This is a genomic window from Peptoniphilus stercorisuis (genome assembly GCF_017874395.1).
GTDB lineage: Bacteria > Bacillota > Clostridia > Tissierellales > Peptoniphilaceae > Anaerosphaera > Anaerosphaera stercorisuis.
Genome location: NZ_JAGGLJ010000004.1, coordinates 104,476 through 130,462, shown reverse-complemented (window position 1 = coordinate 130,462; position 25,987 = coordinate 104,476). Strand labels below are relative to the sequence as shown.

32 protein-coding genes and 1 pseudogene are annotated in these 25,987 nt (G+C 30.7%); 28 read left to right on the top strand and 5 right to left on the bottom strand.

Features of this window, described 5'->3' with window-relative positions:
• From J2Z71_RS03150 to J2Z71_RS03140, 3 genes are all read left to right on the top strand, one after another.
• Positions 1–3,928 (top strand): InlB B-repeat-containing protein (locus J2Z71_RS03150; protein ID WP_210060404.1); only part of this gene is annotated, 3,928 nt, incomplete at its 5' end.
• 475 nt (positions 3,929–4,403) lie between these two features.
• Positions 4,404–4,556, top strand: a complete 153-nt coding sequence (locus J2Z71_RS03145; RefSeq protein ID WP_425351656.1) for a phage holin family protein — start codon at positions 4,404–4,406, stop codon at positions 4,554–4,556.
• Positions 4,556–5,263 (top strand): N-acetylmuramoyl-L-alanine amidase, encoded by a 708-nt coding sequence (locus tag J2Z71_RS03140; RefSeq protein ID WP_210060403.1) that lies wholly within the window; start codon positions 4,556–4,558, stop codon positions 5,261–5,263. Before J2Z71_RS03145 ends, J2Z71_RS03140 begins: the two co-directional genes overlap by 1 nt.
• Before the next feature lie 87 nt (positions 5,264–5,350).
• Here the strand turns inward: J2Z71_RS03140 and J2Z71_RS03135 are convergent, their stop codons facing one another.
• The 3 genes from J2Z71_RS03135 to J2Z71_RS03125 are packed head-to-tail and all read right to left on the bottom strand — an operon-like array spanning position 5,351 to position 6,877.
• Positions 5,351–6,067, bottom strand: a complete 717-nt coding sequence (locus J2Z71_RS03135; RefSeq protein ID WP_210060402.1) for a permease — start codon at positions 6,065–6,067, stop codon at positions 5,351–5,353.
• Positions 6,064–6,546 (bottom strand): permease, encoded by a 483-nt coding sequence (locus tag J2Z71_RS03130; RefSeq protein ID WP_210060401.1) that lies wholly within the window; start codon positions 6,544–6,546, stop codon positions 6,064–6,066. Before J2Z71_RS03130 ends, J2Z71_RS03135 begins: the two co-directional genes overlap by 4 nt.
• Before the next feature lie 16 nt (positions 6,547–6,562).
• Entirely contained in the window at positions 6,563–6,877 is a 315-nt protein-coding gene (locus tag J2Z71_RS03125) for a cupin domain-containing protein (protein ID WP_210060400.1), read from the bottom strand.
• A gap of 121 nt (positions 6,878–6,998) precedes the next feature.
• On the opposite strand from J2Z71_RS03125, the gene J2Z71_RS03120 reads away from it, so the two are divergent.
• From J2Z71_RS03120 to J2Z71_RS03005, 25 genes and pseudogenes are all read left to right on the top strand, one after another.
• Positions 6,999–7,637 carry a Crp/Fnr family transcriptional regulator gene (locus J2Z71_RS03120; protein ID WP_210060399.1) on the top strand — a complete coding sequence of 213 codons (639 nt, stop codon included), beginning with the start codon at positions 6,999–7,001 and terminating at the stop codon, positions 7,635–7,637.
• Positions 7,638–7,806: 169 nt separating this feature from the next.
• Positions 7,807–8,001, top strand: coding sequence for an SHOCT domain-containing protein (locus tag J2Z71_RS03115; protein ID WP_210060398.1), 195 nt, complete (start codon positions 7,807–7,809; stop codon positions 7,999–8,001).
• A 61-nt stretch (positions 8,002–8,062) separates the two neighbouring features.
• A complete protein-coding gene (locus tag J2Z71_RS03110) occupies positions 8,063–9,394 on the top strand; it encodes a recombinase family protein (RefSeq protein ID WP_245311157.1) in 1,332 nt (443 codons plus the stop codon).
• Positions 9,395–9,436: 42 nt separating this feature from the next.
• Entirely contained in the window at positions 9,437–9,622 is a 186-nt protein-coding gene (locus tag J2Z71_RS08910) for a hypothetical protein (protein ID WP_245311156.1), read from the top strand.
• A gap of 5 nt (positions 9,623–9,627) precedes the next feature.
• Positions 9,628–10,056, top strand: a complete 429-nt coding sequence (locus tag J2Z71_RS03105) for a serine integrase family protein (RefSeq protein WP_024413676.1) — start codon at positions 9,628–9,630, stop codon at positions 10,054–10,056.
• Positions 10,046–11,611 carry a recombinase family protein gene (locus J2Z71_RS03100; protein ID WP_210060397.1) on the top strand — a complete coding sequence of 522 codons (1,566 nt, stop codon included), beginning with the start codon at positions 10,046–10,048 and terminating at the stop codon, positions 11,609–11,611. Before J2Z71_RS03105 ends, J2Z71_RS03100 begins: the two co-directional genes overlap by 11 nt.
• A gap of 135 nt (positions 11,612–11,746) precedes the next feature.
• The gene (locus J2Z71_RS03095) at positions 11,747–11,983 is read left to right on the top strand and encodes a single-stranded DNA-binding protein (RefSeq protein ID WP_210060396.1); all 237 of its coding nucleotides are present in this window, start codon (positions 11,747–11,749) and stop codon (positions 11,981–11,983) included.
• A gap of 32 nt (positions 11,984–12,015) precedes the next feature.
• Entirely contained in the window at positions 12,016–12,576 is a 561-nt protein-coding gene (locus J2Z71_RS03090) for a hypothetical protein (RefSeq protein WP_210060395.1), read from the top strand.
• Between the two features lie 10 nt (positions 12,577–12,586).
• Positions 12,587–13,696, top strand: a complete 1,110-nt coding sequence (locus tag J2Z71_RS03085) for a DUF4268 domain-containing protein (RefSeq protein ID WP_210060394.1) — start codon at positions 12,587–12,589, stop codon at positions 13,694–13,696.
• An 18-nt stretch (positions 13,697–13,714) separates the two neighbouring features.
• Complete coding sequence (locus tag J2Z71_RS03080; RefSeq protein WP_210060393.1) at positions 13,715–14,287, top strand: hypothetical protein; 573 nt, start codon at positions 13,715–13,717, stop codon at positions 14,285–14,287.
• Between the two features lie 11 nt (positions 14,288–14,298).
• Positions 14,299–14,496 (top strand): hypothetical protein, encoded by a 198-nt coding sequence (locus J2Z71_RS03075; protein WP_210060392.1) that lies wholly within the window; start codon positions 14,299–14,301, stop codon positions 14,494–14,496.
• A 137-nt stretch (positions 14,497–14,633) separates the two neighbouring features.
• Complete coding sequence (locus tag J2Z71_RS03070) at positions 14,634–15,059, top strand: DUF6508 domain-containing protein (protein WP_210060391.1); 426 nt, start codon at positions 14,634–14,636, stop codon at positions 15,057–15,059.
• 242 nt (positions 15,060–15,301) lie between these two features.
• Positions 15,302–15,790: a VanZ family protein gene (locus tag J2Z71_RS03065; RefSeq protein WP_210060390.1), complete on the top strand. Its 489-nt coding sequence runs from the start codon at positions 15,302–15,304 to the stop codon at positions 15,788–15,790.
• Between the two features lie 16 nt (positions 15,791–15,806).
• Entirely contained in the window at positions 15,807–16,160 is a 354-nt protein-coding gene (locus J2Z71_RS03060; protein WP_210060389.1) for a hypothetical protein, read from the top strand.
• Between the two features lie 267 nt (positions 16,161–16,427).
• Positions 16,428–16,673, top strand: coding sequence for a hypothetical protein (locus J2Z71_RS03055; RefSeq protein ID WP_210060388.1), 246 nt, complete (start codon positions 16,428–16,430; stop codon positions 16,671–16,673).
• 110 nt (positions 16,674–16,783) lie between these two features.
• Positions 16,784–17,533 carry a GNAT family N-acetyltransferase gene (locus tag J2Z71_RS03050; RefSeq protein WP_210060387.1) on the top strand — a complete coding sequence of 250 codons (750 nt, stop codon included), beginning with the start codon at positions 16,784–16,786 and terminating at the stop codon, positions 17,531–17,533.
• Positions 17,534–17,608: 75 nt separating this feature from the next.
• Positions 17,609–18,322: a toll/interleukin-1 receptor domain-containing protein gene (locus J2Z71_RS03045; protein WP_210060386.1), complete on the top strand. Its 714-nt coding sequence runs from the start codon at positions 17,609–17,611 to the stop codon at positions 18,320–18,322.
• Positions 18,323–18,344: 22 nt separating this feature from the next.
• The gene (locus J2Z71_RS03040; RefSeq protein ID WP_210060385.1) at positions 18,345–18,869 is read left to right on the top strand and encodes an HNH endonuclease; all 525 of its coding nucleotides are present in this window, start codon (positions 18,345–18,347) and stop codon (positions 18,867–18,869) included.
• 212 nt (positions 18,870–19,081) lie between these two features.
• Entirely contained in the window at positions 19,082–19,792 is a 711-nt protein-coding gene (locus tag J2Z71_RS03035; protein ID WP_210060384.1) for an AzlC family ABC transporter permease, read from the top strand.
• Entirely contained in the window at positions 19,789–20,115 is a 327-nt protein-coding gene (locus J2Z71_RS03030) for a branched-chain amino acid transporter permease (RefSeq protein ID WP_210060383.1), read from the top strand. Before J2Z71_RS03035 ends, J2Z71_RS03030 begins: the two co-directional genes overlap by 4 nt.
• 126 nt (positions 20,116–20,241) lie before the next feature.
• Positions 20,242–20,610 carry an FtsX-like permease family protein gene (locus tag J2Z71_RS03025; protein ID WP_210060382.1) on the top strand — a complete coding sequence of 123 codons (369 nt, stop codon included), beginning with the start codon at positions 20,242–20,244 and terminating at the stop codon, positions 20,608–20,610.
• 79 nt (positions 20,611–20,689) lie between these two features.
• The gene (locus J2Z71_RS03020; protein ID WP_210060381.1) at positions 20,690–21,031 is read left to right on the top strand and encodes a zinc ribbon domain-containing protein YjdM; all 342 of its coding nucleotides are present in this window, start codon (positions 20,690–20,692) and stop codon (positions 21,029–21,031) included.
• Positions 21,032–21,155: 124 nt separating this feature from the next.
• Positions 21,156–21,956, top strand: coding sequence for a TrmB family transcriptional regulator (locus tag J2Z71_RS03015; RefSeq protein WP_210060380.1), 801 nt, complete (start codon positions 21,156–21,158; stop codon positions 21,954–21,956).
• An 18-nt stretch (positions 21,957–21,974) separates the two neighbouring features.
• Positions 21,975–22,970 (top strand): annotated as a pseudogene (locus J2Z71_RS03010) (ornithine cyclodeaminase family protein).
• Between the two features lie 24 nt (positions 22,971–22,994).
• A complete protein-coding gene (locus tag J2Z71_RS03005; RefSeq protein ID WP_245311155.1) occupies positions 22,995–23,864 on the top strand; it encodes a GRP family sugar transporter in 870 nt (289 codons plus the stop codon).
• A gap of 61 nt (positions 23,865–23,925) precedes the next feature.
• Here J2Z71_RS03005 and J2Z71_RS03000 read toward each other — a convergent pair whose 3' ends face one another.
• Together J2Z71_RS03000 and J2Z71_RS02995 are read right to left on the bottom strand one after the other, a co-directional pair.
• A complete protein-coding gene (locus J2Z71_RS03000; RefSeq protein WP_210060379.1) occupies positions 23,926–25,254 on the bottom strand; it encodes an MFS transporter in 1,329 nt (442 codons plus the stop codon).
• 13 nt (positions 25,255–25,267) lie between these two features.
• The gene (locus tag J2Z71_RS02995) at positions 25,268–25,888 is read right to left on the bottom strand and encodes a glycerol-3-phosphate acyltransferase (RefSeq protein ID WP_210060378.1); all 621 of its coding nucleotides are present in this window, start codon (positions 25,886–25,888) and stop codon (positions 25,268–25,270) included.
• Between the last annotated feature and the right edge of the window lie 99 nt (positions 25,889–25,987).

Genomic DNA, 25,987 nt, shown 5'->3' with positions numbered 1-25,987 from the left:
CAATGCAGCGTTAGCCGCAGTAGTAGAAGCTGATTACACTGTAGAAAGCTGGGAAGCATATCAATTAGTAGTAGCAGCTAACGGAGTAACAGTTGAGAATAGCCAAGCAGAAGTAGATGCAGCAACATTGGCAATTACAACAGCCCAAGCTGATTTAGTAGAAGTGCCGGTAGAAGCAGATCTAACAGCCTACAATGCAGCGTTAGCCGCAGTAGTAGAAGCTGATTACACTGTAGAAAGCTGGGAAGCATATCAATTAGTAGTAGCAGCTAACGGAGTAACAGTTGCGAATAGCCAAGCAGAAGTAGATGCAGCAACAGTAGCGATTATAGCAGCACAAGCTGATTTAGTAGGCCAGCCTTCAGAAGATGAAGTAGCAAAAGCAAAGGCAGGCTTTATAGCTTATCTAACAGAAGAAGTAGGAAAGATAGATGTAGCTGAAGTTGTAATTGCTGAAGAAAACATAACAGCAACCTTTAAAGCAGATGCAAACCCAGGAGATGTCTTAACAGCAGCTAATGGTTTGATAAATACAATAAAAGATGAAACATCAAAAGGTACACTGACACTTAAAGTTGGAGAAAGAGAAGTAGGAAACTTCAACTTAGAAGAAGGAGATGTAGCCGTTCAAATAGCAGAGTATCTGTTAGATGGAACAACTCCAACTGATTTTATAGAAAAGAAACAAACCATAGTAGCAGACTATACAGCAGCAATTGCCGATGAATACGGAGTAGAGTTTGACCTGGCTGGAGAAGTTACATTTACAGTAGTAAAGCCAACAGCAGAAGAAGCAAAGGCAGGCTTTATAGCTTATCTAACAGAAGAAGTAGGAAAGATAGATGTAGCTGATGTTGTAATTGCTGAAGAAGACATAACAGCAACCTTTAAAGCAGATGCAAACCCAGGAGATGTCTTAACAGCAGCTAATGGTTTGATAAATACAATAAAAGATGAAACATCAAAAGGTACACTGACACTTAAAGTTGGAGAAAGAGAAGCAGGAAACTTCAATTTAGAAGATGGAAATGTAGCAGTTCAAATAGCAGAATATTTACTAGATGGAACAACTCCAACTGATTTTATAGAAAAGAGACAAACTATAACAGCTGATTATACAGCAGCTATCACCGATAAATACGGTGTGAAGTTTGGTTTAGATGGAGAGCTTACATTTACAGTAGTTAAGCCAACAGAAGCAGAAGCAAAAGCAGACTTCCTAACTTATTTAGGATCTGAAGTAGAAAAGATAGAAGTAGCAAAAGTTGTAATTGATGGTGAGAACATAACGACCACCTTTAAAGACGATGCAGATCCCGGTGATGTATTAACAGCAGCCACTAGTCTTATCAATGCCATAAAAGATGAAGTCTCCGCAGGCACACTTACACTTAAAGTTGGAGAAAGAGAAGCAGGAAACTTCAATTTAGAAGATGGAAATGTAGCAGTTCAAATAGCAGAGTATCTGCTAGATGGAACAAGTCCTACAGACTTCATTGCAAAGAAACAAACCATAGTAGCAGCTTACACAGCAGCTATTACCGATGAATTCGGAGTAGAGTTTGATCTCGGTGGAGATGTTACCTTTACAGTAGTCAAGCCAACACCAGAAGGAGCAAAAGTAGCTTTCTTAGGATACCTAGAAGCTAAAGTGACTGAAATAGAAGTAGCAAAAGTTGTAATTGATGGTGAGAACATAACGACCACCTTTAAAGACGATGCAGATCCCGGTGATGTATTAACAGCAGCCACTAGTCTTATCAATGCCATAAAAGATGAAGTCTCCGCAGGCACACTTACACTTAAAGTTGGAGAAAGAGAAGCAGGAAACTTCAATTTAGAAGATGGAAATGTAGCAGTTCAAATAGCAGAGTATCTGCTAAATGGAACAAGTCCTACAGACTTCATTGCAAAGAAACAAACCATAGTAGCAGCTTACACAGCAGCTATTACCGATGAATTCGGAGTAGAGTTTGATCTCGGTGGAGATGTTACCTTTACAGTAGTCAAGCCAACAGCAGAAGAGGTAATAGGGTTAATAAATGAATTACCGACAGCGGATGAATTAACAGTAAACAATAGATTGGCAGTTGAGGCAGCAAGGGAAGCATATAATTTTTTAACGGAAGAGCAACAAAACCTTGTAACAAATATAGAGAAATTAATCTCAGCAGAAGAAAAGCTTGAGGAGCTAATCGAAGCAGAAATAACTACTGCAATAACAGACAGGATAAAACCTGGGTTTATAGGTTTTGCTAATACTATTAATAACCAGGCTCCAAATAGTAATCCACCCTATAAATTAGTAGTTGAGTATAACATTGATGGGATTGAAGCAACATTCCTGTTTTCAGATGAAGCTCAGAAAATGGATCCGTGGAATGGATTGAAAGGCACAGGATTAAAGACAGCCTTTTATAGCTTGGTAAATGTACCAGAAATTCAAGGTGCAAGTGCAGGCGGAAATGATGTAAAATTTAAAGATGAAGATGGTAACCCCAAATCTGGGAGCGGTTTTGAATTGGATTTGATGTTGTTTGGTGGATATCTTCTTGGGGATATACCTACAACGGTAGGTGAAATAATAGGCACACAACAAATAATGAACTTAGATTGCAAGACGGCAAGCGGCGTAGAATTCCCGATGGAGATAACGTTTTTTTTCAAGGAAGCTAATAAATATACCGTAACCTTTGTCGATTACAATGATACTGAGCTAAAAACTGAAAGAGTAGAACATGGTAGTGCTGCAACGGCCCCAACAGATCCAGTAAGAGAAGGCTATACCTTCACTGGCTGGAATGTAGTGTTTACAAATGTAACAGAAGACTTGACAGTAACAGCAACATACAATGCAGATCAAGATGCACCGACAGAATTAGCTGGAGTTGCGCCAACATCAGCAGAAGATAACGATGGTAAGATTACAGGCACAACAACAGATATGGAGTATAGGCTCCAAGGTGAAGAAGATTGGACAGAAGCAACTGGAGCAGAAATAACCGGCTTAGCAGCAGGAACATATGAAGTAAGATATGCCGCTAAAGAAGGATATAATGCTGGAACTGCAGCAGATGTAATAGTTGCAGAATATGTAGCACCAGCATCAACAGATGCAAGCATTACTGGAATAACAGTAAAAGATATATCAGCAACAGTAGATGGATCAGATGCTACGATTTATAATGTAGAACTAGTAGCTGGAACAGTATTGTCTGAATTAGTCGCAGGAGATGTAGAAGTAACTGTAACAGATAATAAAGCAACAGCAGCAACTGCAACAACATCTGATGGTGGAGCTACATGGACAGTAGTAGTAACAGCAGAAGATGGAACAGCTGAAACTTATACGATAAATGTAAGTGTAGCATTAGACCCAGACCAAGGGGCAGCCAATGAAGTAATAGGATTAATCAATGGGCTACCAGCTGTAGAAGACTTAACATTAGATAACAAAGAAGATGTAGTTGCAGCAAAAGTAGCTTATGAAGAATTATCAAAAGAACAAAAAGCATTAATATCATCTGAAACAGTAGAAAAGCTAGATGCAGTATTTAAACAAGTTTTTTTAGAAGAATTAGATGCTAAAGTAGCAGAGAAAATATTACCTGAAGTAGCGCTATACACAAGAGATGGTGATAGTCTTACAGTGGAATTTGTTACTACAGATGGTAATCTTCTCCTGCCTGCCGCACAGGGTTTAGCCATTGCATTAATGGATGTTGCTTATGGTAGTACACTTCGTATTGGAGAGACACCTTTTGTATTAAATGAAACGATAAATGCAGGAGGATTAGCAGGAGCATTATTTAATGCTGGTGCACTTGGGGGAAATCCGGTACCATATTCAGCAGACATAATTTACAATAATATCGAAGGCATAATTTTAGGTGGAGAATTAACCTTTAAATTACCAAGTGACGATTAGTTGGATTAACACAGTTAACACAGTGGACGGTTCCGTTGTGTTGTAAGTCGACCCTCTAAGTCGTTGCATTAAATAACCGCAACAACCCCCGCAGGAAAGCAGGCAATTAAGCTCTCTTGCGGGGCTTTTTTATCCCCCAGCAACCCTTAGGAGCCATCAAGCTCTTAAGGGGCTGGGGGTTTCTTTATTGGTGGGAGAGAAGTTCTTGGGCTATCCAGCGGTTAGGTGCTCGCTCTGCCTTCCAGTGCGAACGTGGGCGGTCACAGGGGCATAGCTGAAAACTTGTCCAAGTGGAAATGCCAGTGGCAAAGGATGGTGGGTATTGGCATCTTAAGGGGCTGGGGGTTTCTTTTATTGTGGATTTGTTTCCTTGAACTAGGCACGTTGAGTGCGTGGTATTGATGTCTAGGGAGGAAGATTAAAATATAGTTAAAGGCTTGATATATAAGGGTTTTCAAGCATTAGTAGAAGTGCAGTGGCATATTGCATAAGAAACGCTATTATCTTTTTCTACTGCTCTAATGAAGGAGTTTCTATGCTCGAAAATGCTGCAAGATTAGGACTTCCTATCCCTGAAAAATTAAAAGATATCTTAGCACAATTGCATAATAAAGGAGGAAATGAGTAATGAATTTAAGAGAACTAATCTTTGTAAATAATGAATGCTATAAAGCGGGAAAAACAATCACTCCAAAAGGAATTATGGTTCATTCTACAGGTGCCAATAATCCTAATCTTAAAAGATATGTTGGTCCAGATGATGGCCTTTTAGGAAAGAACCAATACAATAACCATTGGAATCAGCCACGCCCAGATGGTAGGCAGGTTTGTGTCCATGGATTTATCGGAAAACTTGCTGATGGCTCTATCGCCACTTATCAAACCCTGCCTTGGGATCATAGGGGATGGCATGCAGGTGGCAAGGCAAATGATACCCACATTGGCTTTGAAATCTGCGAGGATAACCTAAATGATGCTTCTTATTTCAATAAGGTTTATAAAAAAGCTGTGGAGCTATGTGTGCATCTTTGTAAGTTATATAAGCTTACTGAAAAAGATATCATTGGACACTATGAAGGACATCAAAAAGGAATAGCCAGTAACCACAGCGACCCTAGAAATTGGTTTCCAAAGCACGGTAAAAGTATGGATACTTTTAGGGCAGATGTTAAGAAATTATTAGTTGGGGAAAGTAAGCCTGCTACTATTACCCCCGCTACAAAGAAACTCTATAGAGTCCAAATAGGGGCCTATTCCATTAAAGCTAATGCTGAAACTCAACTAGCAAAAGCTAAAAAGGTTGGATTTGCTGATGCCTTTATAAAATATGATTAATATTTATTTACTACACAATGATAAAGGCCATGCTGTCTAGATTAAAATCTAGGCATGGTCTTTATTCATGGTTTTAATTTGATGAATCTATAAATCACTTTCAATTGCCTTAACTGGGCAAACCCTTACTGCTTCATTAAGTTTTTCCTTATTTACTGTATCTTCATCATAATCCTTAACAAAAGCTTTTTTCCCATCCATTTTAAATACTTCAGGGTAAGTTTTAACACATAAGCTACATCCAATACAAGCCTTTTTATTAATTTCTATACCAACTTTTACTTCTTCCTTATTCGGAATATCTTCATCTTTTATTATTTTATCAGCAATCCAAGAAAATATGATTATAGCTAAAACAGTTAGAACCCAACGTATGATCATAAACTTAGGACCTAGGAATTTTGCCTCGTTTAAAAGCATTGGTATCTTAATTACAGCCCAAGAGCTTAAAATAACTACAATATTTCTTATAGAAGCTCCTTTTTTATGAAGCATTATTGACATTGGGAAGGCAGCATAAATAGGACCTGCTGAAATGCTACCAATTATAAATGATAAGACTAACCCTTTTCCCTTTGCTTCCTTTCCTAAAAGTTGCATTATCTTATCCTTAGGAACCCATAAATCTAAAAGGGCTGTTAAAACAAAAATTACAGGCATTATTATTAACATTTCTTTTATATAATAAGCACTATTTTTGACTGACTCAAAGGCCATTGTTGGCTTAAAAATACTTATTAAAAGGTATACAAGAAGAACTAGTATAAAAAATAAATTATCTTTTGCTTTTTTAATTATGTTCATATAATTACCCCCATTACAAGTGCAATAACTATTGCAAAAACAAAGCTAAAGCCGTTACGAACTAAGGTGAATTTAGTACCAAACTCCTTTTTTTCCAGTGGAAATGTAACAAGTCCAACCATGGTAAGAGTAGTCAAGAAAGCTACTGAAGGGACAGTACCTACTCCTGCATCTACTAAAGTTCCTATCAAAGGAAAGGCTATAAATGCTGGAACGAGGGTAATTGTTCCAAGTAAAGCCGAACCAACAGTTGCCAGAAAAAGAGACTGCTTGCTTACAAAGCTTGCAATTTCTGTAGGGGGTAAAAATGTTAGGATTAGACCTATTGCTAAAATAATAGAAAAAATGCTTATGGCCATACCTTTTCCCATATTAAGTGCCATTTTTAAAGCCTTTTTCGTTTTAGCACCATCCTTTTTAAAGGATATGAAAAGAAAAATAAGAGTAATTAACCATAAAACAATTGTAAATATGTCCACTTTTATCGCCCTCCTTCTAAGCTTTTGGTGCTGGTGCTTTTACAACAATGATTTCTAGTGTTTCTTTATGAAGATTTTTTACATTCATTTTTGTCCCCTCTGGAATCTTTAATAAGGTATTGTAGCTGTATTCATGAGCTTCTTGTTCATCTAAAGCTATAGATAGAACTCCTCTTATAACAGTCATATAGACATTAGAGTTTGAATAATGCTCTGGTAGACCTTCATTCTTATTAAAAACCATGTGTAGATAATGTATATTTTCATCGAATATAACTTTTTCTACTACTTTTTCATTGCTTTTTGATAAATTAAATGTTTTTTCTATCATTCTAAATCTCTCCTTTATTATTTTAAAATTAAATTTTATATTTCAATCTTACCATCATAAAACTAAATACAATAGACACCTATGTTTCTTTTTGCTATAATTAAAATAAAAAGGGGGACTTATGATTAATATATTAAAGAATATATCACTCTTTAGAAATGTGGATACTTTGCTTTTAAAAAATGTAATTGGAATCTATAATCTTCAAAATAGAATTTATAATAAGGGTAAAACTGTTCATGACCAAAACGAAGTTTGTTCTGGAATAGATGTAATTCTATCAGGCAAGCTTGTTGCTTACTCTTTAACTAGTCATGGTTCAGAAACAACTGTATTTGAATTTACTAGTGGTGGTGTAGTAGGTGCTAATCTTTTGTTTGGTGATAACAACAAATATCCTTTAAATATTTATAGTATAGAGGAAACTAGTCTGATATATATCCCCAAATCTGCTGTAGACACATTGTTGAAAGATCAGCTTTTTGCAATAGAGTTTATAAAAATTTTATCTTCCAACTCACAAGGTCTTAATAGAAAAATTGCAATATACACCCAAAAATCTTTAAGAGAAAATCTCACAAACTACCTGTCTGCTCAAGCCAATATTCAGAATTCTAAAACAATCTATCTTCCCATAAGTAAAAAACAACTTGCAGATCATCTTGGTGTTCAAAGGCCTTCTTTATTTCGTGAATTAAAAAACATGAAGGATGAAGGACTGATTGAAATTAATAACAGAATAATTACTTTACTGATTTAGTGAACATCTAATATTCTCCACTCTTTACTAGTGATTAGTGCCTTTATAAAATATGATTAATATACAAAAGCCTGTGGGATATTTTCCTGCAGGCACTTTTTTTATGTTCTTTTTAAAAAACCTCAACTTTTAGCCTTTCCTGTGGCTATTAAGTAGGAGGTAATGCCATATGAAAGAAATTGAGCAAATTAATACAGTGAAAATAACAGAGAAACAACTAAAAGGAGAATTTAACTATTCACAGGCTGAAAAAATCTTAAAAAAGATGCTTAATATGGGGCTAATAGACGAGGTGGAATTTAACAAAATTACTGAACTAAATCGTGAAATTTTCTCACCTATTTTAGTGAAGATAATGCCCTGAAATCGTTGATATATAAGGGTTTTAACGGTAACATGTGACCTACCAAAGAGGAGGTGAGACAATGAGAAAGATAACAAAAATTGAAGCAAATAGACCAGATCCGTTTGCTAATCCCAAATTAAGGGTTGCTGCTTATTGTAGAGTATCTACAGATAGTGATGAACAACTTGAAAGCCTAAAAGCACAGACAACTCATTATGAAAAACATATAAAAGCTAATCCTGAATGGGAGTATTTAGGTGTTTACTACGATGAGGGCATTAGTGGCACAAAAAAGGAGAATAGGGAAGGACTACAAAAGCTAATATCTGACTGTGAAAATAAGAAGATAGACTTAATAGTAACAAAATCTATTAGCAGATTTGCAAGGAATACTACGGATTGCTTGGAGATGGTTAGAAGGTTGGTCGAAATTGGAGTATTTATATATTTTGAAAAAGAAAATATTAACACCCAGTCCATGGAAAGTGAACTAATGCTTTCTATCTTAAGTAGCCTAGCGGAGAGTGAGTCAACATCTATTTCAGAAAACAATAAATGGGCAGTCCAGAAACGATTTCAAAATGGAACTTTTAAAATTTCATATCCACCATACGGCTATGAAAATATAGATGGCCAAATGGTAGTAAATAAAGAGCAGGCTGAAATGGTAAAGTACATTTTTAGTCAGGCTTTAGCTGGTAAGGGAACTGGGAAAATAGCCAATGCACTTAATAATAGAAACATTCCTTCTAAAAGAGGCGGCAAATGGTCAGGGACTACTATTCGTGGAATTTTAGTAAATGAAAAATATGTAGGTGACGCTCTTTTGCAGAAAACATATACAGATAGTAATTTTAATAGACGTACCAACTATGGAGAGAAAAATAAGTACTTTATTCAAGATCATCACGAGGCAATTATAAGCAGAGAGGATTTTGAAAAGGCTGCTTTAATCTTGGAACAAAGAGCAAGGGAGAAAGGAATTGAAAAAAGGAATTCAAAATATCAAAACAGGTACAGCTTTTCAAGTAAGATAATTTGCTCCGAATGCGGAGGGACTTTTAAAAGAAGAATCCATTCTACAGGCAAAATCAGATATGTGGCTTGGACTTGTAATACACATCTGACGCATAAAGAGGAATGTTCCATGCTCTTTATCAGGGATAAGGATATAAAAAATGCTTTTATAACCATGATGAATAAGTTAATCTTTGGCAAAGATTTTATTTTAAAACCTCTCCTTAATAAACTTAAAATAATGAGCAAATCAGGCAACCTTTCAAAGATTGAGACTCTAGAAAAACAAATTGAAAGCAATAGAAAGCAACAAGATTTACTAGTAAGCCTTATGGCAAAGAAATATTTAGAGCCTGCTCTTTTTAACAAGGAAAAGAATGAACTTCAAATGTAAGAAGACAACCTTATAGAAGAAAAAGAAGGTCTAATTCAAGACTTGAATGGAGAATTATCAAAAGGACAAGAAGTTAGCAACCTAATAAAATATACAAACAAAACGGCTATGTTAACAGCTTTTGATGATGAAACTTTTACTCAGCATGTGGATAGAATTATAGTTTTTTCAAGAGAAGAGATAGGCTTTGTTTTAAAGTGTGGAATTACACTTAGGGAAAGGATGTGAGGTTTATGGGACATACACCTTATGGATACAAGATAGAAGATGGTGCAGCTTTTATTGATGAGGAAAAAGCTAATAGGATACAAGCCTTTTTTAAGGAGTATTTATCTGGATTATCCTTAAGTGCTGCAGCTAAGAAGGCAGGTATTAATGCTTACCATGGGACGGCAGGAAATATGCTAAGAAACAAAAAGTATCTAGGGGATGGATTTTACCCAGCCATAGTTGACAAAGAAGTATTTGAACAGGCGGAAATTGAAAGGCAAAAAAGAGCCAGGAAGCTAGGCAGAATTTATGGAAGTAAAGAGCAAGAAAAGCCAGAGCAAGAGTTTGATTTTACTATAGGTTCTATAGATGAAGATTATGAAGACCCTTTTGCTCAAGCTGAATATGTTTATGGCTTAATAAGAAGAAAGGAGTGTTCAAATGATACCTAATAGGAATGTAGTTATTATTCCAGCAATGAAGCGAGCTGGTAATAACAGTAATAAAGATGAAGTACCTAAACTTAGGGTAGCTGCATATTGCCGAGTTTCTACAGATAGCGAAGAACAGTCCAGCAGCTACGATGTGCAAATAGAGCACTATACTGAATTTATTAAAAAGAATAATGAATGGGCATTTGCAGGTATTTTTGCTGATGATGGTATAAGCGGGACAAACACTAAAAAACGAGAAGAATTTAATAAAATGATTGATGAGTGTATGGCAGGAAAAATTGACATGATCATTACCAAATCAATCAGTAGGTTTGCCAGGAACACCCTAGACTGCTTACATTACATCAGGAAACTTAAAGATAAAAATGTAGCAGTTTATTTTGAGAAAGAAAATATTAATACCCTGGATGCTAAGGGTGAAATAATGATAACAATAATGGCATCATTAGCACAGCAAGAAAGCCAATCTCTAAGTCAGAATGTTAAACTGGGCTACCAGTACAGATACCAGCAAGGCCAAGTTATGGTCAACTGTTCTAGGTTCTTAGGCTACACAAAGGACGAAAATAAAAAACTGGTTATTGTACCAGAAGAAGCTGAAATTATTAAAAGGATTTACAGAGAATATCTTGAAGGCTCTTCTATGGATAAGATTAAAAAAGGGTTAGAAGCTGACGGAGTGCTTACAGGTGCAGGAGGTAAAAGATGGCATACCAGCTCCATTAGAAAAATTCTTAGTAATGAAAAATATATAGGGGATGCACTTCTACAAAAAACCTATACCGTAGACTTTCTAACAAAGAAGAGGGTAAAAAATAACGGGATAGTTCCTCAATACTATGTTGAAAATAACCACGAAGCAATTATACCACGTGAAATATATATGCAAGTCCAAGAAGAACTTGTCCGCCGAAGCAGGGGCCATATAAGCTCAAGCGGTAAAAGAAGAAACTTTAGTTCAAGCCACGCCTTTTCACAGATTGTCTTTTGTGGGGAATGTGGTGAAATCTTTCGCAGGGTTCATTGGAACAATAGTGGAAAGAAATCAATTGTCTGGAGATGTGTGAGCAGACTTGAGAGTACAGGCTTATCATGTAATGCCAGGACAGTGGGAGAAGATATCCTATATGAAAAGACTGTAGAAGCAATTAATATATTGCTAGGGCAGAATAATGATTTTTTACCTCAACTAAAGAAGAACATAGAAACAGTAGTATTTGAAACCAGCAATGAAGCTGTAGAGAAGATAGATAAAAAGATGCTAGAGTTACAAAAGGAACTGCTTCAAAAAGCCAATGCCAAAGAAGATTATAATGATGTAGCTGGAAAGATTTATAGGCTTAGGGAAGAAAGGCATAGGGCTTTAACTGAGGAGGCTGAAAGAAAAGGATCTAAACAAAAACTGGAGGAAATGGAGAAGTTCTTAAATGAGCAAGATGGCCTACTAGAAGAATATGATGAAAGGCTGGTAAGAATGCTGATTGATAAGGTAACAGTTTTTGATGATAAGCTTACAGTAGAGTTTAAATCAGGTGCAGAAATAGAGGTATAAGAGAAGATATACAAAGACCGCCAACTGGGGATATATTCCTTGGAATGGCGGTTTTTCTATTGAATATCTGAAGTTTTGTCTATATAATATTATTAACAATATTGTTGATAAAATGATTAATAAGGAGCGGACAACATGGCGGATGTAAATAAATTATTGGATGAAGCAATAAAGGAAACAGAAAACTTAAATGAAGGTGAAATGTTTTTAGTTAAAGAGCTTTTTAAAGGCTATATTTGGAATCGCATACCAAGGAAAGATAGGTTGTTATTAGGGACTTTGTTTCTTAATCAAGTAAATAAAATGGATGGAAAAAGTATAAAAGCTATAGAAAAGACTTCATCAAACCAACAGAAATATATGAAGTTTTAAAAGAGAACTGTTAACTTAAGGGGGTGGGTATATTGCTTGATTTAAAGAGTTTAGTTGAAAGGTTCTTCTTTTACATAGAAGCAGAAGAGATTGAAATATACAATGAATTTAGTTTTCAGCATGAATTAGGCATATTTCTAAGAAGAGAATTAGAAGGTTATAAAATTCAGTTTGAAAGAAATGTGTCCTATTTTTCAAAAGGTAAGGTAACCATTAAGAAAGAAATAGATATCTCAGTTTTCAATGAAGATAAATCTGAAAGATATGCTATTGAGCTAAAGCATCCTTTAAACGGGCAGTACCCAGAGCAGATGTATTCCTTTGTTAAAGATATAAAGTTCATGGAGGAATTAAAGGAAAGTGGGTTTACTAAAACGGCTGTAGTAGTACTTGTATCTAATAGGCCATTTTACGAAGGAAGAAGTAATCAAGGGATCTATAGGTACTTTAGAGAAGAGTATCGAGTTTATGGAGAAATATATAAGCCTACTGGTGCCATGAAAGGAAAAGAATCTATAGTGTTAAAAGGGCAATACAATTTTAAGTGGCAATCATTAGAAGATAATAAAAAATATTTTATGATTGAAATATAGGAGGGGTCTAATGTTCTTAATAGATAAAGAAAAAAATGAGGCTATTTCCTTAAGCAAAAAAACATTTCAAGAACTAGAATTTAAGGAAAGAAAGCACCTTCAAGAGTGGATAAGTAAAAACACAGATATCCTAGGAGAGAGACTATTAATAATTCAGAAGGAATTCGCTGGTTTTGATGACACGAAAGAAAGACTAGATTTATTAGCCTTAGATGAAAATGGTAATCTTGTTATTATTGAAAATAAACTAGATGATAGTGGTAGAGATGTCGTGTGGCAATCTCTCAAATATGCATCCTATTGTTCTAGTCTTACAAAAAACGACATTAAAGATATCTTTCAAAAATACTTAGACCTACAAGGGAAAAGTGACCATTCTGAAAAACTTATCTGTGATTTTTTAGATATTGAAGATTTTAGTGAAGTTGAACTAAACAGTGATGATCAAAGGATTATTATGATAGCTGCTAATTTTAGAAAAGAAGTTACATCAACAGCTATGTGGCTATTAGATCACAATATTAAAATCAAATGTATTAAAGTTACTCCTTATGAATTAGGCGGTCAAATTCTCCTTGATACGGAGCAAATCATACCAATAATAGATGCTGAGGATTACTTAATTAAGATTGCAAATAAGAAGCAGGAAGAATTAATAAATCGAGAAAAGAAGCAAACCAGACATACTGTTAGGTTAGATTTTTGGACACAGGTACTTCAGGAAATGAATGAAAAGTCAGATCTATATAAAAATGTTAGCCCGTCTAAAGATAACTGGTTAAGTTGTGGATGTGGCTATACAGGGTTGGCTTATAGCTTTGTAGTAACAGGAAATTATGCAAGAATTGAACTATGGATTAATAGAGGAACACAAGAAGAAAACAAGGAGATCTTTGACAATATATATACATATAAGGAAAAACTTGAATCATCTTTTGGAGATAAATTCGATTGGCAAAGGCGGGATGATGGCAAAGCAAGTAGAATTGCTTATTGGCTAAGAGATGTAAATGTATTTAATGAAGAAGACTGGCCACAAATGATAGATTTTTTAACTTCAAATATGATTAAGTTTGAAAAAACTATGAAAGGAATTTTAAAGGAAGTGTTTCAAAAGTAGCGAAAAAGGAGTGATGAAATGGCAATAAATTATCGAAAATGCCCTAAGTGTGGTTCTCGGAGTGTGATAAGAATACTGTATGGTGAACCAACAGGAGAAGCTTTGTTTATGGAAGCACAAGGCAAAATAAAACTGGGAGGCTGTCTCATTACTGATACAAATCCAGAATATTACTGCAATGATTGTAAAAATGAATGGAATAAAAGAGAGGCTATTGATAAGGCATATGGAGATATAAGAGGAATAAAGGCTTCAGTTGGCGGCTATTTTCAAGGTTACTATGAAATAGATATTGATTTTAATTCTAGGAAACTAAGTTGGAATTTTTTACTTGATCCAGAGGACTCTTCTTATTCAAAAACAATAAGAAAAGCTACATTAGAAAGGTTTGTGGAAGGACTAAAAGTAGTAAACTTATTGAACTGGAAGAACAGATATGTTGACCTTGATATCTTAGATGGTACTCAATGGAATATTGAAATAGAGCAAGCTTCAAAAATAAGAAAAATTAATGGAGATAATAGTTTTCCCAAGGAGTGGGATAAATTTTGTAATCTTATGAAATGGGTAAGTGGCAAGGACTTTAGATAGGGGAATTTAAAATGGATAGAAAAGCAATCTATGTTTTGAAAATGACAAATGATGATGATTTTTCTAGCATAGCCATGGATGTACATATGTACAAAGATCATATAAGGTTTTTTGATACCGATAGGGGGCATATGATTGTTGGTGAGGTTACTCATGAAGATGAGCATGGATTTAAATTTATTTCTAAAGGACATGAACCTGGAGTATAGGAATTTAAACTTTTGACCATTGAATATTTTAAAGAGAAGTTTTATAAGAATGTAACTAATGGAAAGATTATAGCTGAAAAAATTCATACGACAGATGATTTACATGACTGGTATCGTAGGGAATTTAAGGTGTAGGGGTGAGAACAATAGAAAATAAATTTAATGCATTAACTAAATACATAGAAAACATTCAGGAACTCGAGAGTTTTGGAGAGTGGATATTTGATAAAAAGAGTAGTGGAACTTCAGAAGATCCAATGCAAGCACCCTTTCTGAGTTATGATGAACTTATATATAATTTCATAGAGGATTTTTATAAGTTTTCTGATAGTCATCCAGAATACGAATTGACAAATTACCAATCCATTTTAAGAGAGAATAATATTGAATGGAATTTAAAATCAATGAGTGAAATGGATACTCTATTACTGGATAGCAAGTGTATTCTTGCTTTGATAATGGGGGTAATTAGGGGTGAAAGATTTAGTGAGGGTTCTTTATTATGGTGTTTAAAAGAAGGTCCTATGTTAAGTTGGTTGAAAAGGTTGTCAGTATTAGATTAATATTATTTATCGACATATTCCCACCTACCTATACTCCAAATATAGTAATAGACTTATTCCCGACTACCACCAAGACTAGAGAATACCAGAATACACTAGTAAAAGTAAGGAACTGTAAAAAACATCAATCCTGACAGGTCGTTGCATGTGGAGAATGTAGTAATATTGATTAGAAAGTAAAAGTAATTTTTTAGTTCATAATAATATTGGAAAGAGAATTGTGTAGAAATTTAGGAGTAAGAATGAATATTAGAAAAAGAAAGAAGATAGTTTTTGTTTTATTTGCTATATATTTAGTTTTTTTAATAAAAGTCATACTTTTTAAATATCCACTACCTATGATAAAGACGATTTTGAAAGATTTTAAGTTATCTTCATTGAGATTTAGAATAGAACATGGTAATTTTATGCCATTTAAAAGTATTTTTGAATATTTATTTAATAGTAAAAATATTAGAATTTCAGTAAAAAACTTATTAGGAAATATTATTGCCTTTATGCCCTTTAGTTTTTTAATGCCATTACTAACAAATAGAATTAGTAAATTTAAACCTATAATAATAAGTTCATTTATTTTAAATTTAAGCTTTGAATGTACTCAGCTTTTAACTGGACTTGGTGAATTTGATGTAGATGATATTATACTAAATGTATTAGGGGCAGTCTTTGGATATTTATTTTATAAAATTATTACTGAGTTTGTGGTAAAAAATTGTAATTATATAAATTAGAAGGGAACTTTATAAAATGAATAGAAGAGTTTTAATTGTATTATTGCTAGTTGTTTCTTCTCTTGCTATATTTATATATCAATTTAAATATAGTAAGAGTACTAAGATTAGTGAAAATTTAAAAGATTTTAGTAAGATGGAAAGTTTTTTAAGTTCAGAAGTTGATGAAAAAGATTTAAATAAAATTGGTAGAAAAGAAAATGACTATTCATTTACCGTTGTAAATAAAGAAGATGTTCATAATTTTCAAAAATTAGGAAATGTCTCTATGGTTGATAAAAATAGTGATTTAATTAATTCTTTTATTTTGTTTAAAGATAACGAAAAATACTTAGTATATATGAGAAAAATATATATGATTATAGATTGATTTAAAGTTTAACTAATTTATGAGTAGATAATTTTAACGGTTCAGATATAAAAGTCTGGGCCGTTTTTTTATGTAATAGATTAGGTTTAGTTTAAAGAATAATTGATAAAGTCAGAATTCATAATGATATAGAGATAAAAATAAAATGTATAATTAAATAGATATTTAAAAATAGGTTAAGGTACTAAATAGTTAAAGTATCTTGGCCTATTTTTGATATAATGAGAAAAGAATAAGTAAATTTAAATATGTAGAAGGAGTTAAAGTATGGAAATTAAAGAACTAATTAAATATATTTATGAAACAGACATTGAAAATATAGAGTTTGAAGATGATAGTCAAAAAGGTGATAGAGCACTTATTTTACTATCTAAGTATGGAGAAGATTCATCGGGAGAACTAAAAAAGATATTTGAAGACAAAGTTAATTTTAATAATATAACACCTCTAAGTGTTATGAAAATTAACGAAATGATTCGTGATTCTTTGAAAACGACTTATAAAAATATATAGTAAAGTTTAAATAATAGTAAATAAGTTTAATTAAATTTAATTAATAAAAAATTTAAAATGATTTTTTCAAAAGATTTTAATCATAAAATATTAAAAAAAAGGGGTTTAAAATGTCCGGGAATTTTATAAATTTAAATACTAAAAATATTGCAGATGAACATATAAGCTGCATAATTAGAAGTAGAAAACCACATGTAGGTATTGAGGCAAAAAAGACTTGGATCTTTAATAGATTAAAAGAAGGTCATATATTTAGAAAACTAGATGTAAAGGCTCCTGTATTTATTGAATATGCTCCATTAGAAAAAGCTTGGGTTCCTATAGATGGTGAAAATTATTATTATATATATTGCCTGTGGGTGGATGGAATTTATAAGAAAAAGGGATATGGAGAGTCTCTTATGAATTACTGCATTGATGATGCTAAGAAAAATAATAAGTCTGGAATATGTATGTTAAGTGCAAAAAAACAAAAAGCTTGGCTTTCGGATAAGTCTTTTGCAAAAAAGTTTGGATTTAAAGCAGTAGACACAACAGAAAATGGATATGAACTTCTTGCGCTTTCTTTTGATGGAAATAATCCGAAATTTTTAGAAAATGCTAAAAGTGAAAAAATTGATAATGAAAATCTTACAATTTATTACAGTATGCAATGTCCTTTTATATATCAAAATATTGAAAAAATTAAAGAATACTGCAAATTAGAAAATATTTTAGTATCTTTAGTAGAAGTAAATACACTTAAGGATGCTAAGAATATGCCTTGTGTTTTTAATAATTATGCTGTGTTTTATAAGGGTGAGTTTAAAACTGTGAATTTAGTTGATGTAAGTTATATCAAGAGACTATTTAAGGAATAGACTATATTTTAGAAAAATCTTTGATATAATTTAGTTGTGAATGCTTAATTTATTTATTGGAAAGTAGGTGTATATATGTATTATGGACCAGTGAAGTGTATTGATGGTAAATATAAAGGGCGAATAGGATATTATGATGATGACATTGATGAAGATGATATTGAATGTGCTGTTGTTTATTGGGGAGATATGTTATTGTGTATGAATTCTGATTTAGTTCCAATAGAATGTGTTACAGATAAAATTACTATGAGAGATTTAGCAATTAGACTAGAAATTTTATATAGTGAAATTAATAAAACTAATTCTAAAAATGAAAGATTAGAACTTTTAGAAGAATTAGTTTATGCTAAAACTCTTTTTTATGAACGACATATTAAGTCAAGATTTTCTACAAAAAATGGATTAAAGATTTTTATTTCATATTCATCTTTGGACAGAATCTATGCCAATACTTTATATGTAGATTTAGCAGAACTTGGACATGATCCATGGATAGATACTTGGGATATTAAAGTTGGACAGTCAATACCTGAGAAAATACAAAAAGCATTATCAGTAGCTGATTACATTATAGTTTTACTATCACCAAATTCAGTTGAATCAAAATGGGTTCAAGCGGAATGGCAAACTATGTATTGGAATGAAATAGAAAATAATAAAGTAAAAGTCATTCCAGTTTTGTTAAATGATTGTGAAATACCAGAATTTCTTAAGGTGAAAAAATATGCGGATTTTAGAGAAGATTATAGTAAAGGTTTTGATTTATTAGTTCAAGCCTTTAAATAATTTAAATTATGGAGAAATTCATATGAGAAAAAATATTAAGACTACTAAAAAAGAAATTGTTAATTATTGGTTTAATAAAATAGATGAATCTAATTTAAGTGTTGATTTTACAGAAGCACATGAGAGGTGTTGGAGATGTGGATATAAAGTACCACTTGAAAGATGTCATATTATTCCAGATTCCTTAGGTGGAGAAGATTCACCAGAAAATTTAGTTTTATTATGTAAAAGATGTCATATAGAAAATCCAAATGGTTTTGATAAAGATATAATGTGGGATTGGATATTTGCTTATAAAACATCATTATATGATACTTTTTGGATAGATAGAGGAATTGAAGAATATAATAGAATTTATTCTGTTTCTATTGAAGAGGAAATAAAACAACGAAAAATTTATGATGAACAAAAATTTAAAAATTTAATTGAAGAGGAAATTAAAAAAACAACTTATCATTTCGGGCATCCATATTTAAATGCAGCAACTATAGCAGGAGTTTTAAGAATATCAATAAATAAGTACAATAAAGATATATATATAAAATAAAAAATAGGATAGTTTTAATATGTAATACAAAAGGAATTATAATATTTAAATGATTTTGTAAAAGTAATTAAGGAAATCTTAGTTACTTTTTTTATTAAGAAAAAACAAGTTATTTGATTTTATAATAAAATATTGATAAGCTATAATAAAGTAATAAAGCGACAAGTGAGATGATTTTTTAAAAAATTTATACATAGAAAGAGTGATAAAAAATGAATAGGAAAAAGACTATTACAAATGCATTTAAAGCGGCATTTCCTTTTACAATACCTATTTTAGCTGGATTTATGTTTTTGGGAATGGCTTATGGGATTTATATGAATGTTTCTGGTTTTTCTTTTTTATATCCAATGTTTATGAGCATTACTATTTTTGGTGGTTCTGTTGAATTTGCAGCTGTTGGTTGGCTTCTTAGTGCTTTTAATCCATTAAATGTTTTGTTTTTAACTCTTATGATTAATGCTAGACATTTATTTTATGGTCTTTCAATGCTTGATAAGTATAATGTAGATGGTTTTAAAAGATATTATCTTATTTTTGGAATGTGTGATGAGACTTTTTCTATAAATTGTATGACTGATGCTCCTGATGGAATAAACAAAGGTTGGTTTATGTTTTTTGTAACTTTACTTAATCATATATACTGGGTATCTGGTGCTACTCTTGGAGGTCTATTTGGATCTATTATTCCCTTTAGTACAGAGGGAATTGAATTTGTAATGACAGCTTTATTTCTTGTTATTTTTCTTGAACAATGGCTTAAGGAAGAAAATCATTTTAGTTCTATTTTAGGACTTGTAATTTCTTTAGTTTGTTTGATAATTTTCAAAGGTACAAAGTTTATGGTTCCTGCAATGATATTAATATTATTATTTTTTACTATATTAAAAGATTCTCTAGAGAAAGTCGGTGAAGTACAATGACATTTATTCAAAGAATAATAACGATTTCAATGATAGTTTTAGGAACAATTATTACGAGATTTTTGCCATTTATTTTATTTCCACCAAGTAAAGAAACACCAAAATTTATAAAATATTTAGGCACTGTGCTTCCTCCAGCAGTTCTTGGAATGCTTGTAGTATATTCTTTAAAAGATATAAGTATTTTAACGGGAAGTCATGGAATACCAGAACTTATTTCTATTGTGTTTATAATAAGTATTCATATATGGAAAAGAAAGATGCTAATATCTATAGCTGGTGGTACTATTTTATATATGTTTCTTATACAAGTAGTTTTTTAATTTAATACATATTTTAAACTATATTTATTTAAGTTATCTTATAAATATAGTTTTTTTATCTTTATGACTTTTATAGGAAAAATAACTATAATTATAATAAATATTTTTACCTATGTATTTGTTATAATGATTGGATTAACTGCTATTGCAAATGTATTTAATACTATATCAACAAATATTAATCTTAGAAGAAGAGAACTTTCAATGTTAAAATCTATTGGAATGGGAGATAAATCCTTTAGAAAAATGATGAATTTTGAAGCTGTTTTTTACTCTATTAAATCTTTATTTTATTCAATTATATTTTCTATAATAGTGTCTATTTTAATATATAGGGGATTAGTTTTTTCTGGTTTAGAAATAGATTATATACTGCCCTATAAAAGTTTAATAATAGGAATATTATTTGTATTTATTATAATATTTTTAAGTATGAAATATAGTATTAAAAAAATTGAAAGTGAAAATATTGTAGATAATTTAAAATTAATTTAATTAATATATTTATATAAAAAATGAATATTAATGACTTTTTATTATTTTCGTGTATACTATTGTTAAGGAGTGTGATTAAATGAGTTTACCAAATTGCCCAAAATGTAACAGTGAGTATACATATGAAGATGGTCATTTATTTGTTTGTCCAGAGTGTTTTCATGAATGGACAAAACTTGAAATGGAAAAGGCAGCAGAGAAAAAAGTAGTTAGAGATTCTGTTGGAAATGAGCTTAAAGATGGTGATGATGTAGTAATTATTAAAGATTTAAAAGTAAAAGGTGAATCAAAACCTCTTAAGCAAGGTACAAAAGTAAAATCCATAGTACTTCAAGAAGAAGTAGATGGACATGATATTGGATGTAAAATTCCAGGATTTGGACCTATGAATTTAAAATCAGAAGTTGTGAAAAAAGCATAGGATAAATTAAAAGACTAAGGTGAAAACTTTAGTCTTTTTTATTTTGTAAAAATGAATTGACAAAAATAATATAAATTTGTATAGTAGTTACTAAAGGGAACTACTATTTATTTTGGAGGTTAAAATGTCTATTATTAATAAATTAAAAGAAATGAACTTTAGTGAAAATGAAGCAAAAATATATATAACTTTATTAAAATATGGAAAGAGTACAGGATATGAAATAAGTAAATATTCAGGTATTCCAAGATCAAAAATATATAATCACTTAGAAACTATGCTAAGCAGAGGAGTAATCGAAATAAATAGTACAGAAAAAGTGAATTTATATAGAGCTATTTCACCAGATGAATTAATAAATTTATCTAGAAAATCTCTAAATAATACTTTAAATTCCTTTGAAGAATTAGTAAAAAACATTCCATTAATAAATGATGATGAGGAAATTTGGGAGATAGAGGATTATAATAGTTTGATTTTAAAATTTGAAGAAATTATTTCAAATGCAAAAAATTCTCTATATATACAAATTTGGTCTGAAGAATTAAATGAGGATTTAACAAATAGTATAAATAAAAAAATTGATGAAATAGAAAAAAGTGTAGTAATTTTATATGACAAAAATCAAAAATATAAGACAAATCTTAAAAAGTATTTTGCTCATGGTTTTGAAATGGAGCGACTTGAGGATATGTCTAATAGATGGATAAGTGTAATAGCAGATGATGAAATTTTTCTTTATGGGGGAATACTTTCAGATAAAGATGTATCGGGAGTATATACAAGAAATAAATTTTTATCATTTTTTGCAAAGGAATATGTAAAACACGATGCCTATTGTCTAAAATTAATAGATAAGTTTAGAAGTGAGCTTATTAGTGAGTATGGTAAGGATATGAAAGAAATTAGAGATATTTATAGTTAATATCTAAAAGGGGAAAATATGGAAATTTTAGCTTTAAATAAAGAAGAAATGAAAGAAGTAATTAATATAAAAGAAGTTATAGAGGTAAATAAAATTGCATTAAGAGAATATTCTAAGGGATTATCAAATGTGCCTTTAAGAACTAATTTAAATATAGAAAAACACAATGGACAAAGTTTATATATGCCAGGATATTTGTCATCAGAAGATGCTCTTGGAATAAAAATTGTAAGTGTATATAAAGATAATATAAAAAAAGGAATTAGCTCAGTACCATCAGTTATGCTTTTAATAGATGATGAAACTGGATTTCCTGTAAGCATTATGGACGGAACTTATTTAACTCAGCTTAGAACTGGTGCTATTTCTGGTGCTGCAACTGATTTATTAGCTAGAAAAGACAGTAAGATTTTTACAATAATTGGAGCTGGAGGACAAGCAGAATTACAACTAGAAGGAGTCCTTGCAATTAGATATATAGAAGAAGTATATATATTTGATATTTCTGAAGAAAATAGAAAAAAATTTGTACAAGAGATGAATAATAAATATTCTAAAAAATATAATGTAGAAATAAAAGAAGCTTTAGATTTAGAAGAGGTAATTAAAAAATCAGATATTATTACATCTGTAACAACTGCAAGAAATAAAACTTTTAATGGAGAATGGGTAAAAAAAGGAACTCATGTAAATGGTGTAGGATCTTATACTCCTGAAATGGCAGAGATAGACAGTGAATTAATTTTCAAATCAGATAAAATTTATATTGATACTAAAGATGCAATTGTTGAAAGTGGAGATTTTGTTCAAATAGTTTAAAGTGGAGATTTTAATATTGAAAAAGTTACAGGTGAACTTGGAGAATTAATATTAGGAAAAACGCTTGGTCGAGAAAATGATGAAGAAATAACATTTTTTGAAACTACTGGAAATGCTGTATTAGATATTATGGCAGCTAAAAAAATCTATGACTTTGCAAAGCAAAAAAATATTGGAAATATTATTAATCTATAATATTAAATAAGTGAGGATTAAGTATTGAAAAATATTTTATTTGGATTAATTCCTGCACTTATGTGGGGAATACAGCCAATCATTATGACTAAACTCTCTGGTAAGTCTGAAGAAAAAGTAGTTGGAATGGGACTTGGGATTTTTCTAGTAGCATTATTTATTTCAATTTTTAAAAGACCAAATAATTTAAGTTCTACTTTAATTTTAATATCTTTTGTAGATGGACTTGCTTTAAGTTATGGGTTAATAAATCAGATTAGGGGATTTTCTTTAGTTGGAATATCTAAAGGAACTCCTATTTCAACGGGAACACAATTAATAGGAGCTACATTAGTAGGTGTTTTGTACTTTAAAGAGTGGAGTAGTACATTTCAACATATTCTTGGAATAATTGCTATTATATTAATAATAATAGGAGTTTCTATGACTACTTTTGAAGAAAAAAAAGAAGAAAATATTAAAAAAAGTAATTTAAAAAAGGGAATAATAACCTTAATATTATCATCAGTGGGATTTGTGTTATATACAGTTATTTTAAAAGTGGCAAATATAAATATATGGGATGCATTAATTCCACAGGGATTAGGAGTATTAGTTGGTTCTTATTTACTTTCAAAAAGAAATTATAAAGAAAAATTATTTACTAAAAATTCTATAAAACATATAATAACTGGAGCTATATTTGCTATTGCAAATATTACTCTTATGATCTCAAATGAAATAAATGGTCTTTCAGTAGGATTTACTTTAACACAGATGAATGTTGTTATTGCAACAATTGGAGGACTTGTAATATTAAAAGAAAAAAAGACTAAAAAGGAATTAATATATGTACTTTTAGGACTATTATTAGTGGTAATAGGTGGAGTATTTATTGGTATTACAAAATCTTAAAAATTAAAATAATCATTAAAGAATTAATATAAAAAAGACCAAAGATTTTATCTTTGGTCTTTTATTCTTTATAAAGTGAGTAAAATAAAAGTGATATTGCAAAGGAGATTGTAGAAAAAAGTGTAGTGCTATAAATTCCAGATTTTTGAACTACTGATGCTTCATTTATAAAAATTTTAGAAAATTCAATACTTTCTCCTGAAACTAATAGTATTGGAACTATTCCAACTGATATTAAAAAGGCGAATTTTAAGAAAAAGCCCTGTATTCCAAAATAAAGCCCTTCCATTGATGTATTTTCTTTCATATTTATTTTATTTATTATTTCACTAAGCATTGCTGGTGGAAATATAAAAGCTGATCCTGATATTGAAATTCCAATTAGGGCAAATATTATATATCCAAATTTATTTGGTACTATTTTACCTAGATTAAATAATAAAAGTGATAATACAATTAATAGAATTAAGGAGCTTTGCATTACTTTTTTATATCCAAATTTTCTGGATAATTTATTAGTTGGATAAAAAAATATTGCTGATGTTCCAAAGAGTATTGCAGAAATAATAGTTATATCTGTCTTTCCAAGTAACATTATATCTTCTACATAATAATTTATAGATGTTCTTAAAGTGTTAAATCCTGTAAAGAAAAATAAAAGTCCAAATAAATAAAATACAAAGGATTTATTTTTAAAAATAATTTTTATTGATTTAAAAAAGTTTAAATCTTTTTCATTAGATTTAAAATCTCTTCTAGGTTCTTTTATTCCAAAGACAGTTATATACATTCCAATTAGAGAAAATAAACTTAAAAATATTACCATTTTTCTAATTCCAAGTTCTGTATTATTACCACCAAAGTATTTTATTAGTATTCCTGGTGTAATCATAGCTATTGCTGTATAAATTAGTCTAAATAGAGCTTGCCATGTTGATAGATTTAATCTGTCAATTTTACTTTTTGATATTTCTGGAATAAGTGCATTATAGGGAGCTCCTACAACACTATAAAATATAAAAAATAAAGATCCTATTAGTGTTAGATAAACAGGAGTTGATTTTATAAAAATAGGATAAAAAAATGCAATTGTACATATTACAAGAGGAATAGCTCCCATTGCAATAAAGGGTATTCTTCGTCCATAGGGTGATTTGAAATTGTCTGATAAGTACCCTACTAGTGGATCAAAAATCATATCTATAAATCTTGAAATAATAAGAGTTATAGTAATAAAGATTGGAGCGATTAAGGGTTTTAATCCAGAGGACTCAGGTGGCAAATAATAGTATAAAACCCATTGTACAAATATTTGATCGAGAATAGCATAACTTACACCAAGACCATAAAAAATCTGTGTTTTTATACTAAGATTACTTTTTTCATTCATAGAAATCTCCTATCTATTTTTTTAAAGACTTTCTAAGACCAGGTTCTTTTTTATTTATAATGTTTTTAATATTTGGAATATGTTTATAAATTCCAAGAATTGTAATAAATAAAGCAATATAAATGCAGTAAATATTAAAATTTAAAAATATTGTCCCAAATAAAAATATTAAAGTAAGAGATATAGTTCCAAGGACTATATAATCTGTTGCAAAACTTACAATAATCATAGTTAAAAGTCCAATAAGTCCAAATTTAATATTAATTGCAAAAAGAAGACCAATTAGAGAAGCAGTTCCCTTACCTCCTTTAAAGTTTAAGAAAAAGGGATAGTTGTGTCCAAGAATTACAAATAGTCCATTTAAATATATTAAAAACATTAAATCAGATTCGTTAATTGTCTTAAAAAACATAAGTCTAATAATAAATATAGATATAATTGGCTTTAAAATATCAGTAATTGCAACAAATAGACCATATTTCCAACCAAAAGCAATAGTTATATTTGATGCTCCTGCATTTTTATTTCCTAAAGTTCTAATATCAGTTTTTTTGAATATTTTTCCTATAAAATAAGATGTTTGAAAACATCCTATGAAATAACCAATTAGAATTACAATAAATATTGTTTTCATTTATCCTCCTTAAAGAATGAATTTTAATAAATATATTCATTTAACTAATTATATTATAGTTATTCTTATAAATCTATAAGATAAATTTTAAAGGGAAAT